The sequence below is a fragment of the Hydrogenophaga crassostreae genome (genome assembly GCF_001761385.1).
Lineage (GTDB): Bacteria > Pseudomonadota > Gammaproteobacteria > Burkholderiales > Burkholderiaceae_C > Hydrogenophaga > Hydrogenophaga crassostreae.
Genome location: NZ_CP017476.1, coordinates 3,428,570 through 3,443,133 on the forward strand (window position 1 = coordinate 3,428,570; position 14,564 = coordinate 3,443,133).

Here is a 14,564-nt window from a genome sequence, read left to right on the forward strand (position 1 = left end):
GGTGCTCTCTCAAACATCCTTTTGCTCTACATGCCCGGTCCGCGTTGCATGCGGGATCGTGAATCCGAAACAGGCCCCCTCGCCAGGCGCAGATCGCAACGCCATGCGACCACCAAAGTGCTCAACGATCTGACGGCTGATCGGTAGACCGAGACCGGTACCGCCCGGCCGGTAGTGCGCATCACCCGCCACCTGGTGGAACTTCTCAAACACCACGGCTTGCTGGTTCGCCTCGATGCCCGGACCATTGTCTTGCACCTCCAACGAGACACCCTCTGTCGTGTCCGTCAAACGCATGTCCACTCGCCCACGCCCTCGTGGCGCGTATTTCAAGGCGTTGGACAACAGATTGAGCACGACCTGCATCAACCGGTCCTCATCAGCCCATACAGAAGGCACACCATCGGGCAGATCCAGCGCCAGGGTCACGCCAGCCTCTTGAAAATTGACGCGCAAGCTTTCCGCGGCTTGCTGCGCCACGGCCCGAATGTCCACCGTGGCTTCGTCCCATTCGGCCTGCCCCGCTTCAATCTTGGCCAGATCGAGCACCTGGTTGACCAGCCGCGTCAAGCGCTCGGTTTCACCCACGATGATTTCGAGAAACTGCTGACGCTGCTCCGACGCCATGTCCACATCGTCACGCATCAGTTCCGACAAAGCCCTGATGGATGTCAAGGGGGTGCGCAACTCATGGGTCACCGACGACATGAAATCGTCTTTCATGTGGTCCAGGCTCTGCAACTGCTGATTGACTTCCCTCAACTCCGAGGTAGCGTGCTCCAGCGAGCGGGACTTGTCTTCCAGCGCCACAGAATAGGCGCGCAGTTGCGAGGCTTCGTCCAGAATCCGCATCACATCATCCAGACTCAACGCCTCTTCCTCAACCACCGAAGCCACCATCACCCGCGCTGACGCACTGCCGATTGCACCTGCCAGTTGGGTTTCCACAAATTGCACCAGCTGGGCATCGGCAGGGATGTCTTCCACCCGGCTCAAGCCAAGGCGTTGTGCGTAACCTGAAAAAAGCCGCAATGCGGTATCGGCGCCAAGAAACCGGGCCGCCAGGGGCAACAGTGCCGACACCTGTGCCTTCCCCTGCCAGAAAACGGGGGAAACCTGACTGGTTCGCCTGAACACATCCACAAACAGCAATGCCTGGCTGGTCTCAGCCGCCGATGGCCGGCGCAACAGGGAAATGCCCACGTAAGCAGCGGTATTCACCAGCAGGCTCCAAAACAGCGAATGGGTGAGGTTGTCCAGCCCCCTTAGCCCAAGGAACGCCTCGGGCTTGAGCAGCGCCACGCCCCACAGCCCTTGTGCAAGAAAACCATCGGGCATCCAGCCCGACTTGGCCAAAGAGGGCAGCATCAATGTGTAGACCCAGAAAGCAAACCCCATTGCCAACCCAGCCAGTGCGCCTCGGCGCGTTCCGCCGCGCCAGTACATGCCGCCCAACAAGGCCGGTGCAAACTGGGCCACCGCCGCAAAGCTGATCAACCCAATGCTCACCAGCGCATACGCCTCACCAGCAAGATGGAAGTAGGTGTAACCCAGCAACAAAACCAGCAGGATCGCGGCACGGCGAATACCCAGAAGCCAACCCGTGAGATCGGAATCATCGCGTTGCGCAGATCCTTTTCGACGCAGCAACAAAGGCATCACCAGATCGTTGCAGACCATCGTAGAGACTGCAATGGTTTCCACGATCACCATGCCTGTCGCGGCAGACAATCCGCCGACAAAGGCGACCAGGGCCAACACCGTCTGGCCTTGGGACAGCGGGATGGACAAAATGAACGTTTCCGGGTTCACGACCCCTACGCCAAACAGCAGCAATCCCCCCATGGCAATCGGCAGCACAAACAGGTTGATCAGCAGCAGGTACAGGGGAAACACCCAGACCGCTCGCTTCAGATGCCGCTCATCGACGTTTTCCACCACCATTACCTGAAACTGGCGTGGCAACAGAATCACCGACAGCATGGCGAGCAGGGTCAAACCCGTCCACTGCGCATAGGCAAAGGGCTGCCCCTGGTCAAACAGCAACAGCGGGCGCAATGCATCCACCGCCCTGACCTGTTCAAACAGGGCCGCAGGACTGGAGAACAGGCCAAAGGTGACAAACAGCCCCACGGCAAGGAAGGCCAGCAGCTTGACCAGCGATTCGAAAGCGATCGCCGCCACCATGCCTTCGTGGCGCTCGGTGCTGTCCAGATGCCTCGCGCCAAACACCATGGTGAACCCCGCCAAGGCCAGCGCCATGTACAGCGCACTGTCGCGCCACCAGTCATCGCTCTGTGGCGATGGCGCACCCAGAGGCGACGTCAGCACCGCGTAGCCGCTGGCCACCGCCTTGAGCTGCAAGGCGATGTAGGGCACGATGCCCACCACGGTGATCAACGTGACCAAGCCCGCAAGGGTCGGGCTTTTCCCGTAGCGGCTGGCGATAAAGTCGGCAATCGATGTGATGCGGTAGGTCTTGGCAATCCGGATCATCTTGCGCACCACCAGCCAAGCCAGAATCATGGCCAGCATCGGCCCCAGGTATATGGGCAGAAACCACACCCCTGAATTGGCCGCGCGCCCCACACTGCCGAAATAGGTCCATGCGGTGCAATACACCGCCATGGACAGCGCATACACCCATGCGTTGCCAATCACCGAACGGCCAGCTGCCGCACGCCGATCGCCCCAACTGGCCACGGCAAACAGCAGCAGCAAGTAGGCACACGACACGGCAATGACCAGCGGGGCGGACAGCATGGCGGGCTCCGGCAGCTCAGGCATTCTTGCGGTCAGCTCGTTTGGGCTTGCGTTCCACCACCCAGGCCAAAACGGCAATCAGCAAGGCCCACAACAAAAACAGGGCCGTGGGAAACAGCGGCAACCCCCAGAGCAACGCATCCACGTCCCACAGTGCCAGCAGGGGAAAGTTGAACAGCGCCAATCCCGCAAAAAACAGGGCCAGCAACCGCTGGGCTTTGAGTCCTTGGGTCATGCATGTCTCCTTGATCAGGGCGTGCTGCAGTGCCGCGCCCTTTGAAGGCAATGGGTGAGCGGTATACAGCGACGTGACTCGCCAACAACCAGGGATTCCGCAACGCACAGATCCCGGGTTGCAGCCCGCCCCGACCAGGCGCCACGTTTGGAATCGCTCAATGTGAAGCAACAATCCCCGTCATAGAGCACACCGCTTGCCTCAACCCATTGTGCGCCGCGCTCTGACCCTGTGCTTACGCAATTGGTCCCAGGCAGACGAAAAAAAGGCAGGGCGTCACCCTGCCTTTTCTCTCGGTCACCCAGAGCGTTTACTTCGCCGTGGACGCCAGCAACTGCCAGGTATCGACAACCGAGTCGGGGTTCAGCGATATGGAGTTGATGCCCTCGTCGCGCAACCATTGCGCGAAGTCGGGGTGATCGCTGGGACCTTGGCCACAAATGCCCACATATTTGCCTTCGGCCTTGCATGCGCTGATGGCCATCGTCAACAGGGCTTTCACCGCTGGGTCACGCTCGTCAAAGTCATGTGCGAGCAACTCCAGGCCCGAATCGCGGTCCAGGCCCAGCGTCAACTGGGTCAGGTCGTTGGAGCCAATGGAGAAGCCATCGAAATACTGCAAAAAGTCCTTCGCCAGCACGGCATTGCCCGGAATCTCACACATCATGATGACCTTGAGCTCGTTCTCGCCGCGTTTCAAGCCCTTCTCTGCCAACAGTTCGGTGACCTTCTTGGCCTGGCCGAGCGTTCGCACAAACGGCACCATGACCTGGACATTGGTCAAACCCATGTCTTCGCGCACCCGTTTGATGGCTTCGCACTCCATGGCAAAGGCTTCCCGGAAGTCTTCACTGATGTAGCGCGCTGCACCACGGAAACCCAGCATCGGGTTCTCTTCATCGGGCTCGTAGCGGCTACCACCGACCAGCTTGCGGTACTCGTTGGATTTGAAGTCAGACAGGCGAACAATCACCGGCTTGGGCCAGAAAGCGGCACCGATCGTTGCAACCCCTTCGGCCACTTTGTCGACATAGAACGCGCGGGGCGACGCATGCCCGCGCGCGACCGACTCAACAGCCTTTTTCAGATCGGCATCGACAGCGGGGTAATCCAGAATGGCCTTGGGGTGCACACCAATGTTGTTGTTGATGATGAACTCCAGGCGGGCCAAGCCCACGCCGCCATTGGGCAACTGCGCAAAATCAAAGGCAAGTTGGGGGTTGCCGACGTTCATCATGATCTTCACGTCGATCTCGGGCATCACTCCGCGCTGCACTTCGGTCACTTCGGTTTCCAGCAAGCCGTCATAGATGTTGCCGGTGTCCCCTTCGGCGCAGCTCACAGTCACCAGCATGCCGTCTTTCAGCAGGTCGGTGGCATCACCACAGCCCACCACCGCAGGAATGCCCAGTTCGCGCGCAATGATGGCAGCGTGGCAGGTGCGCCCGCCACGGTTGGTCACGATGGCCGATGCGCGCTTCATCACCGGCTCCCAGTTGGGATCGGTCATGTCGGTCACGAGCACATCGCCGGGCTTGACCTTGTCCATCTCGCTGATGTTGTGCACCAGGCGCACCGGGCCGGTACCGATCTTTTGACCAATGGCCCGGCCAGAAGCCAGAACAGCGCCCTTGCCTTTCAGCTTGTAACGCACTTCGGTCTTGCCCGCAGCCTGGCTTTTCACCGTCTCGGGGCGGGCCTGCAAAATGTAAAGTTCACCGTCGGTGCCGTCTTTGCCCCACTCGATGTCCATCGCGCGACCATAGTGCTGCTCGATCACCAACGCGTAGTTCGCCAGCTTCTCGACATCGGCATCGGTCAGGCTGTATCGGTTGCGCAGTTCCACCGGCACATCGGTGGTTTTCACAAGGTGGCCGCTGGCGGCCTTCTCTTCGGCCGTGCTGAATTCCATCTGAATCAGTTTGGAACCCAGGTTGCGGCGGATCAGCGCGCGCTTGCCCGCTTTCAACATCGGCTTGTGCACATAGAACTCGTCGGGGTTCACCGCGCCCTGCACCACCGTCTCGCCCAACCCGTAGCTGGACGTGATGAAGACCACGTCTTCAAAGCCACTCTCGGTGTCGATGGTGAACATCACGCCGGCAGCGCCCAGATCGGAGCGCACCATGCGCTGCACCCCGGCGCTCAGCGCCACATCGGCGTGGGCAAAACCCTTGTGCACCCGGTAGCTGATCGCGCGATCGTTGTAAAGGGAGGCGAAAACCTCCTTCATTTTGTGCAACACCTCATCAATGCCATGCACATTGAGGAAGGTTTCCTGCTGACCAGCAAACGAGGCGTCAGGCAAATCTTCGGCGGTGGCCGAAGAACGCACCGCAAAGGTTGCTTTGTCGTTGTCACCGACCAAGGTGACATAGGCATCTTGAATGGCCTTTTGCAGATCGGCGGGAAAAGGCTGCTTTTCCACCATGGCACGGATTTCGGCACCCGCCTCGGCCAGGGCACGCACATCTTCGGTATCCAGTGCGTCCAGGCGCGCGTTGATGCGCTCGGTCAGGCCTTCGAACGCCAGAAACTCGCGAAATGCGTGTGCGGTGGTGGCAAAGCCGGTGGGCACCTTCACGCCACTGGGCAATTGCGAAATCATCTCGCCGAGGCTGGCATTTTTGCCGCCAACGGCCTCAACGTCGGACATTCGCAAATGCTCGAAAGGCACGACCAGATCGGTCGGGGAAAACAGGTTGGACATGGATAGACTCCGCTCAAGGTTAAAAAACCGTTGGCTCCATGCGCCGGCGCTCGATCTGTTGTTGCTTTTTTAGGTCCGAAACCAGGCGATGAGGCGAAAATGGGGGCGTTGACTCCGCCCGCAGGCAGAACTCGCCACAGCCACTGATTGTAGGTGGCTGACCGCAGCATCGGCGCTGAACACGCCGAATCCCAGTGAAATGTACGGTCTGCGGCCATGAAATCTATTTGAATCGACCCACCCACCGCCATGCCCAACCGCACCGCCTACTTTGTCTCCGACGGCACCGGCATCACAGCCGAAACCTTTGGCAATGCCATCCTGGCCCAGTTTGAGGCGCCCGTGCGCCGCATCCGGCTGCCTTTTCTCGACAGTGTGGACAAAGCCCACCAGGCCATTCACCAGATCAACCGAACCGCAGAAGTCGAAGGCAAACGCCCGCTGGTGTTCACCACGGTGGTCAATATGGACGTGTTGCAGGTGTTCAAACACAACTGCAAAGGCATGCTGCTGGACATGTTTGGCACCTTCGTTGAACCCCTGGAAACCGAACTAGGCCTCAAGTCGAACCACCGGGTCGGCCGTTTCTCCGACGCCTCCAAGAGTCAGGAATACAACGACCGCATCGAGGCCATCAACTTCTCGCTGATGCACGACGACGGGCAAAGCCACAAAGACCTGCAGGGCTCCGATGTGATTCTGGTGGGCGTGAGCCGCAGCGGGAAAACACCCACATCGCTGTACCTCGCAATGCAACATGGCCTGAAGGCGTCCAACTACCCCCTGATTCCGGAAGACTTCGACCGGCGCAAGCTGCCTCCGGCGTTGGTCCCACACCGAAAGAAGGTTTTTGGGCTGACCATTGCCCCGGAACGCCTGAGTGAAATCAGAAACGAGCGCCGCCCGAATTCCCGTTATGCCAGCCTGGAAAACTGCCGCATGGAGGTCAGTGAGGCTGAGAGCATGATGCGCAGAGAAGGCATCCGCTGGCTGTCTACCACCACCAAGTCGATTGAAGAGATCGCAACCACCATCTTGCAGGAAATCCAGCCCGACAGGCTGGCCTACTGACCAAGACAGACCAGGCCGCCGGATCAGGCGCCTTTGTCGGCTCCGGTTGCCGCATCTTTGGCCGCTCGCTTGGCCGGGCCCAGACCGTGGGCCTGCCGACCCAACGCAAACGAGCTCAGCAGTTTGACCCATAGGGTCACACCTGCGATGGCAATCCAGTCTTCAGATCCAAGGGCCTGAAAACCCAGGACCGCCACCAGCACCCCCACCATCACCACGCCACCCACCAGATTGATGACCATTTCATAGGGCGCGTACTTTTCTGCGTTCGACGGAGGCTGACCCTTCTTCAACGCCACTTCTGAAAAATCGCGTTTCACCAGAATTCGGTATGCACGCCGCAACCAGAAAAAGGAAACCGGAAAAAGGGCGAGCAAAAAAATCCAGTTGAAGATCAATACGCTGGGGAGCTGCATCCGGGAAGTCCTTTGAATTGAGCGATCACGCTGTGCACAGGCGGCATCACGCCTCTGCGCAGCGCTCTGACGGCACAAACCGAGCAAGCCTGGATTGTGAAGCAGAGTCCGCCTGAAAAAACGAAACCCCGTCAGAAAGATGACGGGGTTTCAGGGGGTCACTCCGGTCTTGCGACCGAAGTGGTCCAGTTCAGACCATCAGTGACCGGTTGCGCCACCCGCACCCTTGGGCACGCGAACCGACTCAACCAGTTCCTGGATATGTCTAGGCACAGGTGCACCCATCTTGCTCACCAGGAAAGCCACAGCAAAGTTGATGATCGCGCCAACGGTTCCGAAGGCTTCAGGCGAAATGCCGAAGAAGCCGTTCACACCGCCAACCATGTCGACAAAGTCCGTGCCCTTGACGAAGAACAGACCCTTGTGTGCAAACACATAGAACAGCGTCACAAACAGGCCAGACAACATGCCAGCGATGGCACCCTTGTCCGACACGGTCTTGCTGAAAATGCCCATCATCAACGCAGGGAAGATGGTCGAGGCGGCAATACCGAAGGCCAGCGCCACCGTACCAGCCGCAAAGCCGGGTGGGTTCAGACCCAGGTAACCTGCCACGAAAATCGCCACAGCCATCGAGATCTTGCCGGCCATCAACTCGCCCTTTTCGCTGATGCCAGGATTGATGGCACCTTTGATCAGGTCGTGGGAAATGGCAGAAGAAATGGCCAGCAGCAGACCTGCAGCGGTCGACAGCGCAGCGGCAAGACCACCAGCGGCCACCAAGGCAATCACCCAGTTGGGCAACTTGGCGATTTCCGGGTTGGCCAACACGATGATGTCGGCGTTCACGGTCAGCTCATTGCCCTTCCAGCCGGCCGCATCGGCCTTGCCTTTGGCAACCTCGTTTTTGCTCTTGTCGTTGTAGTACTGGATGCGGCCGTCAGCGTTTTTGTCTTCCCACTTCAACAGGCCGGTCTTTTCCCAGCGCTTCATCCAGTCAGGACGCTCTTCGTAGACCAGGCTGGCTTCGGTGGCGTAAAGATCACCATTGGCTTTCAACACGTCGGGATTGACGCGCAACTGACCAGCAGGACCGGTGGTCAAGCCCACAGCGGAGTTCATGGTGCCGTGCAAGTTCATTTTGGCCATGGCACCCACAGCAGGAGCGGTGGTATACAGCAAAGCGATGAACACCAGAGCCCAGCCAGCAGATGCGCGGGCATCGGCCACCTTTGGCACGGTGAAGAAGCGCACGATCACGTGTGGCAGACCGGCGGTACCGATCATCAGCGACACGGTGTAGAAGAACATGTTGAGCAGGCTGCCGTTGGCTGTCGTGGTGTATTCACTGAAACCCAGTTCGGTCACCACCTGGTCAAGTTTGCTCAGCAGCGACACATCGGTACCTGCCATGTTGGAACCCAGGCCCAGTTGCGGCAGGAAGTTGCCGGTCAGGTTCAGGGAGATGAAGAACGCAGGCACGAGGTACGCAGCGATCAACACACAGTACTGGGCCACCTGGGTGTAGGTGATGCCTTTCATGCCGCCGAACACGGCGTACATGAACACGATGGCCATACCGATGTAGATGCCCTGGTCACTGGTGACGCCCAGGAAGCGCGCAAACGTGACGCCCACACCAGTCATCTGACCGATGATGTAGGTGAGCGACGCCACCAACAGGCATAACACGCCGACGTTACGGGCGGTCTTCGAATAGAAGCGGTCGCCAATGAATTCGGGCACGGTGAACTTGCCGAACTTGCGCAGGTACGGCGCAAGCAACATGGCCAGCAACACGTAACCGCCAGTCCAACCCATCAGGAATACGGCGCCGCCATAGCCCAGGTTGGCGATAAGGCCAGCCATGGAAATGAACGATGCGGCAGACATCCAGTCAGCGGCCGTGGCCATGCCGTTGGCGATCGGGTGAACCCCGCCGCCTGCAACATAGAACTCGGATGTGCTGCCTGCACGCGCCCAGAAGGCGATGCCCAGGTAAAGCGCAAAGCTCAACCCGACGAAAATGTAAATAGTGGTTTGAAGTTCCATCTTGGTCTTCCTTGATCAGTCTTCTTGCATGCCGAACTTGCGGTCGATCTTGCCCATCTGGCTGGCGTACCAGAAGATCAGCACGATGAACACATAAATGGACCCTTGCTGGGCAAACCAGAACCCCAACGGATAGCCACCGAGATGGAAGCTGTTGAGGGCGTCTGCAAACAGAATGCCTGCGCCGTAAGAAACCAGGAACCAGATGACCAGCACCTTGGTCAGTAGACCAAGCGTTGCCGACCAATAGGCCTTTGCATTGTTATCAGTTGCCATGAAAGTCATCTCCTCATAGTGATTGCGATGTGCCCAGACGGGGGTTGGCCGTCGCGTTGTTCGTGCGAAAAATCGGGCACAACGCACCCGCTCTTGGCACTCCGAAGGCGACTTTGTTCACGATTCCTTACGTCAAAGTTTCTTAGCCTTCGCTTAAGTCTCATACCGAGGGTAAGTCCTTATAAAACGACCAGAGCACCCGAAAAACTTCGTTGTTTTCATAGACGGAATACCGGGTTTTCAGGGGTGGAAGTGGATCGACTTTTCACTTAAGGAACCTTAAATAACAGTTGTGTTTTCAGCACCCCCTTTCGAGCGGCCAGATTTGGTCAGAGATCGGTAAGAACGGCTTCCGAAACTGCCCTGGTCTCAACCCATCAAAGGAGCTGCCATGGAAGACGAACTGGTCCAGAAAATACTGAAAAACCCCAAGTACCACGAACTGAAAAGCAAGCGCTCGCGCTTCGGTTGGTGGCTCACTTTGGCCATGATGGTCGTGTACTACGGCTTCATCACCCTTGTGGCTTTTGACAAAGCCTTGCTTGCCACACCGCTGGGCGCTGGCGTCATGACACTGGGTATTCCCGTGGGCTTTGGCGTCATCGTGTTCACCATCGTCATCACGGCCATTTACGTGAAACGCGCCAACACCGAGTTCGATGAACTCTCCAACGAAGTCACCAAGGCGGCGTACAAATGAACCAACCGTTTATGCGCCGCGCCCTGACGCTGCTGGCACTTTTTGGAACCTCCGCCGCGGTCTGGGCGGCAGGCGCCGACCTCGGTCAAGCCGAAAAACAGGCGACCAACTGGACCGCCATCTCCATGTTTGCCGGCTTCGTGCTGTTCACCTTGTTCATCACCAAATGGGCGGCAGCCAAGACCAAATCTGCCTCCGATTTCTACACCGCCGGCGGCGGCATCACCGGCTTCCAGAACGGTCTGGCCATCGCTGGCGACTACATGTCGGCCGCATCGTTTCTGGGCATTTCTGCGGCCGTGATGGCCAGCGGATTTGACGGCCTGATCTACTCCATCGGCTTCCTCGTCGGCTGGCCGGTCATCACCTTCCTGATGGCCGAGCGTTTGCGCAACCTGGGCAAGTTCACGTTTGCCGACGTGGCCGCGTTTCGATTTGACCAGACGCCGGTCCGCATTTTCGCGGCCTCCGGCACGTTGGTGGTGGTCGCGTTCTACCTGATCGCCCAGATGGTGGGCGCCGGTCAGCTGATCAAGCTGCTCTTCGGCCTGGACTACTACATCGCTGTGATCATCGTGGGTGCGCTGATGATGGTCTACGTGCTGTTCGGCGGCATGACCGCCACCACCTGGGTCCAGATCATCAAGGCCTGTTTGTTGCTTGCCGGTGCTTCGTTCATGGCTTTCATGGTGTTGTGGCACTTCGGGTTCAGCCCAGAGGCGATGTTTGCCAAAGCGGTAGAGATCAAGGCCCAGCTGGGAGGCGCGGCCAAAGACGCTGCGGTGGCTGCAGCCACCGCAGCCAGCGCGGCGGCGGCCGATCCCGACGCTGTTGCCAAGGCGGCTACCGATCTGACCACCGCCAATGCGATGCCCGACGCCGCCAAGGCCGGCATTTCGATCATGGGCCCTGGCAACTTCGTGAAAGACCCCATCTCTGCCATCAGCTTCGGCATGGCGCTGATGTTCGGTACAGCCGGTTTGCCACACATCCTGATGCGCTTCTTTACCGTGCCCAGCGCCAAGGAAGCCCGAAAATCCGTCATGTGGGCCACCGGCTGGATCGGCTATTTCTATCTGCTGACCTTCATCATCGGGTTCGGCGCCATCACCTTCGTGTTGACCAACCCCGGTTTCCTGGATGCCAAGGGTGGCCTGATCGGTGGCAACAACATGGCGGCGGTGCACCTGGCCAACGCCGTGGGCGGCAACGTGTTCCTCGGCTTCATATCGGCTGTGGCCTTTGCCACCATTCTTGCGGTGGTGGCAGGCTTGACGCTGTCGGGGGCGTCTGCCGTGTCGCACGACATCTACGCCACCGTGATGAAAAAGGGCAAGGCCGATTCGGCATCCGAACTTCGCGTGTCGAAGATCACCACGATCTGCCTCGGTATCGTGGCTGTGGTGCTGGGCATCGCCTTTGAGAAGCAGAACATCGCCTTCATGGTGTCGCTGGCCTTCGCCATCGCAGCTTCAGCGAACTTCCCTGTGCTGTTCATGAGCGTGCTGTGGAAAGACTGCACCACCAGGGGTGCGGTGATTGGTGGGTTCCTGGGCCTGATCTCATCCGTGGCGCTGACCATCGTGTCGCCTTCGGTCTGGGAAGCGACATTGGGTCACCCCAAAGGCTCGGCCTGGTTCCCTTACACCTCGCCCGCCCTGTTCTCCATGACCATTGGCTTTGTGGGCATCTGGCTTTTCTCCATTCTGGACAACAGCGCCCGCGCGAAGATCGACCGTGCTGGCTTCATCGCGCAGCAGGTGCGCTCAGAGACCGGTATCGGTGCCTCCGGCGCTTCAGGCCACTGATCCAGATGCCCAGCCGGGCTTCCCGGCTGGCTGCGAAAAAGGCCGCCCGAATACACGGGCGGCCTTTTTTTTGATGATGGCGTGCTGCGTCAGGCGTCTACGGCATCCAAAACCACGGGCTGGCGGATCAAGTAGTCGAACGCGCTCAGTGCGGCCTTGGAACCATCACCGGCGGCGATCACGATTTGCTTGTAGGGAACCGTGGTGCAGTCACCCGCAGCGAACACCCCAGGCACGTTGGTGTGGCCCTTCGCATCGATTTCGATCTCGCCAAAACGGCTCAGATTCACATCACCTTTCAACCACTCGGTGTTGGGCACCAGACCGATCTGCACGAACACGCCTTCCAGCTCCACCAGTGTTTCCACGCCACTCACGCGGTCCTTGTAGCGCAGGCCGTTGACCTTGCCATCGGTGCCGGTGATCTCGGTGGTCTGGGCGTTCACATGGATGGTGACATTCGGCAGGCTCTTGAGCTTGCTGACCAGCACCGCATCGGCTTTGAGCGCGTCGGCGAATTCCACCAGCGTCACATGGGCCACGAGGCCGGCCAGGTCGATGGCTGCTTCCACGCCCGAGTTGCCGCCGCCGATCACCGATACGCGCTTTCCCTTGAACAGCGGGCCATCGCAATGCGGGCAGTAGGCCACGCCCTTGTTCTTGTATTCCTGCTCGCCGGGCACGTTGACGTTCCGCCAGCGCGCGCCGGTGGACAGGATCACGGTCTTGCTCTTGAGCGTGCCGCCGTTGGCCAGTTGCACCTCGATCAGGCCACCAGGTTCGCTGGCCGGAAGCAGCTTGTCGGCGCGCTGCAGGTTCATGATGTCCACGTCGTAGTGGCGCACCTGCGCTTCCAGCGCCGCGGCAAACTTGGGACCGTCGGTTTCCAGCACGCTGATGTAGTTCTCGATCGCCATCGTGTCGTTGACCTGGCCACCAAAACGCTCGGCCGCCACGCCGACCCGGATGCCTTTGCGCGCCGCGTACACCGCAGCTGCCGCACCGGCCGGGCCACCGCCGACGATCAACACATCGAACGGGTCTTTCTCGTTGAGCCTGGCGGCCTCGCGCTCGTCGGACTTCACGTCCAGCTTGGCCACGATCTCTTCGAGCAACATGCGGCCCGAACCAAACACCTCGCCGTTGCGGTACATCAGCGGCACGGCCAGCACCTGGCGGCGCTCGACCTCTTCCTGGAACAGGCCGCCGTCGATCACCACGGTCTGGATGTTGGGGTTCACGATCGCCATCAGGCTGGCGGCCTGAACCACATCAGGGCAGTTGTGGCACGACAGGCTCATGTAGACCTCGAAGCGGTGCTCGCCTTCCAGTGCCTTGATCTGCTCGATCACTTCCGGCTCGACCTTGGGCGGATGACCGCCGGTCCACAGCAAGGCCAGCACCAGCGAAGTGAACTCGTGGCCCAGCGGGATCGCCGCAAAACGCACGCCTGAGGTTTCGCCTTCCTTGGCAATCACAAACGAAGGCTTGCGGGCGTCGGATCCCGATTCGTCAAAACTCACCTTGTCAGACAAGGCCGCGATCTCACCCAGCAGTTCGCGCATCTCGCCCGCCTTGGCGCTGTCATCCAGCGAAGCAATCAACCGGATGGGCTGGCGCAGCATGGCCAGATAAGAAGACAACTGGGAAGTGAGGGTCGAGTCAAGCATGGTGAACTCCTTCAACAAAAATCAAAAATGGGCGCACTGAGCCAGTGCCGCTGGTGCATGGGCCTGAAAACCAAGCCCATGGGTCCGCGGTACGAGAATCAAGAAAAAAAGAATCGGCATTGCCAACCTCTCAGATCAACGAGAGGCCGTTCACCGGGAACGCCGCAGATCTGGCTCTGCCAGTCCGCCAGCGTTGCCCCCTTGAGGGGGTGACGCGCCGCAGGCGCGGCGCGGGGGTGGACTTAAATTTTCCCGACCAAGTCCAGCGAAGGCGTCAGGGTCTTCTCGCCTTCGTTCCACTTGGCTGGGCAGACCTGACCCGGGTTCTTGGCCACGTACTGGGCAGCTTTCAGCTTGCGCAGGGTTTCCTTGACATCGCGGGCGATGGCGTTGTCGTGCACTTCCATCGTCTTGATTTCGCCTTCGGGGTTGATGATGAAGGTGCCGCGCAGCGCCAGGCCTTCTTCTTCGATGTGCACGCCGAAGCCGCGGGTCAATTGGTGGGTTGGGTCACCGATCATGGGGAACTTGGCCTTGCCCACAGCAGGCGAGGTCTCGTGCCACACCTTGTGCGAGAAATGGGTGTCGGTGGTCACGATGTAGACCTCGGCACCGGCTTTCTGGAATTCGGCGTAGTTGTCGGCCGCGTCTTCAACTTCGGTGGGGCAGTTGAAGGTGAAAGCAGCGGGCATGAAGATCAGGACCGACCACTTGCCTTGCAAGTCCTTTTCGGACACTTCTATGAACTTGCCTTGCTGAAATGCCTGGGCCTTGAAGGGCTGAACCTTGGTATTGATGAGGGAGAGAGCGTTGATCATGGACATGGTCTTCCTTTATGGGTTTGATTGAGGTTGATAGAAGCT

General features: G+C 59.3%; 11 protein-coding genes. 3 read left to right on the forward strand and 8 right to left on the reverse strand.

Annotation, left to right across the window (positions count from 1 at the left end):
• Positions 1-9 precede the first annotated feature (9 nt).
• The 3 genes from LPB072_RS15750 to ppsA form a co-directional block, all read right to left on the reverse strand.
• Complete coding sequence (locus tag LPB072_RS15750; RefSeq protein ID WP_066084864.1) at positions 10-2,763, reverse strand: sensor histidine kinase; 2,754 nt, start codon at positions 2,761-2,763, stop codon at positions 10-12.
• 16 nt (positions 2,764-2,779) lie between these two features.
• On the reverse strand, positions 2,780-2,998 hold the full coding sequence (locus LPB072_RS15755; RefSeq protein WP_066084861.1) for a hypothetical protein: 219 nt from the start codon (positions 2,996-2,998) through the stop codon (positions 2,780-2,782).
• A 310-nt stretch (positions 2,999-3,308) separates the two neighbouring features.
• Positions 3,309-5,708 carry a phosphoenolpyruvate synthase gene (gene ppsA / locus LPB072_RS15760; RefSeq protein ID WP_066083935.1) on the reverse strand — a complete coding sequence of 800 codons (2,400 nt, stop codon included), beginning with the start codon at positions 5,706-5,708 and terminating at the stop codon, positions 3,309-3,311.
• A 249-nt stretch (positions 5,709-5,957) separates the two neighbouring features.
• Here ppsA and ppsR point away from each other — a divergent pair, with 249 nt between their 5' ends.
• Positions 5,958-6,779 (forward strand): posphoenolpyruvate synthetase regulatory kinase/phosphorylase PpsR, encoded by an 822-nt coding sequence (ppsR, locus tag LPB072_RS15765; RefSeq protein ID WP_066083932.1) that lies wholly within the window; start codon positions 5,958-5,960, stop codon positions 6,777-6,779.
• 23 nt (positions 6,780-6,802) lie between these two features.
• Here ppsR and LPB072_RS15770 read toward each other — a convergent pair whose 3' ends face one another.
• The 3 genes from LPB072_RS15770 to LPB072_RS15780 form a co-directional block, all read right to left on the reverse strand.
• Entirely contained in the window at positions 6,803-7,195 is a 393-nt protein-coding gene (locus tag LPB072_RS15770) for a hypothetical protein (protein WP_066083930.1), read from the reverse strand.
• Between the two features lie 198 nt (positions 7,196-7,393).
• Entirely contained in the window at positions 7,394-9,247 is a 1,854-nt protein-coding gene (locus LPB072_RS15775) for a sodium:solute symporter family protein (RefSeq protein ID WP_066083928.1), read from the reverse strand.
• A gap of 15 nt (positions 9,248-9,262) precedes the next feature.
• Positions 9,263-9,523 carry a DUF4212 domain-containing protein gene (locus tag LPB072_RS15780; protein ID WP_066084858.1) on the reverse strand — a complete coding sequence of 87 codons (261 nt, stop codon included), beginning with the start codon at positions 9,521-9,523 and terminating at the stop codon, positions 9,263-9,265.
• Positions 9,524-9,914: 391 nt separating this feature from the next.
• Here LPB072_RS15780 and LPB072_RS15785 point away from each other — a divergent pair, with 391 nt between their 5' ends.
• Positions 9,915-10,223 carry a DUF485 domain-containing protein gene (locus LPB072_RS15785; protein ID WP_066083924.1) on the forward strand — a complete coding sequence of 103 codons (309 nt, stop codon included), beginning with the start codon at positions 9,915-9,917 and terminating at the stop codon, positions 10,221-10,223.
• Positions 10,220-12,031, forward strand: coding sequence for a cation acetate symporter (locus LPB072_RS15790; protein ID WP_066083919.1), 1,812 nt, complete (start codon positions 10,220-10,222; stop codon positions 12,029-12,031). Before LPB072_RS15785 ends, LPB072_RS15790 begins: the two co-directional genes overlap by 4 nt.
• An 89-nt stretch (positions 12,032-12,120) precedes the next feature.
• Here LPB072_RS15790 and ahpF read toward each other — a convergent pair whose 3' ends face one another.
• A complete protein-coding gene (gene ahpF / locus LPB072_RS15795; protein ID WP_066084854.1) occupies positions 12,121-13,701 on the reverse strand; it encodes an alkyl hydroperoxide reductase subunit F in 1,581 nt (526 codons plus the stop codon).
• A gap of 242 nt (positions 13,702-13,943) precedes the next feature.
• A complete protein-coding gene (ahpC, locus tag LPB072_RS15800) occupies positions 13,944-14,519 on the reverse strand; it encodes an alkyl hydroperoxide reductase subunit C (protein WP_066084851.1) in 576 nt (191 codons plus the stop codon).
• Positions 14,520-14,564: the final 45 nt, after the last annotated feature.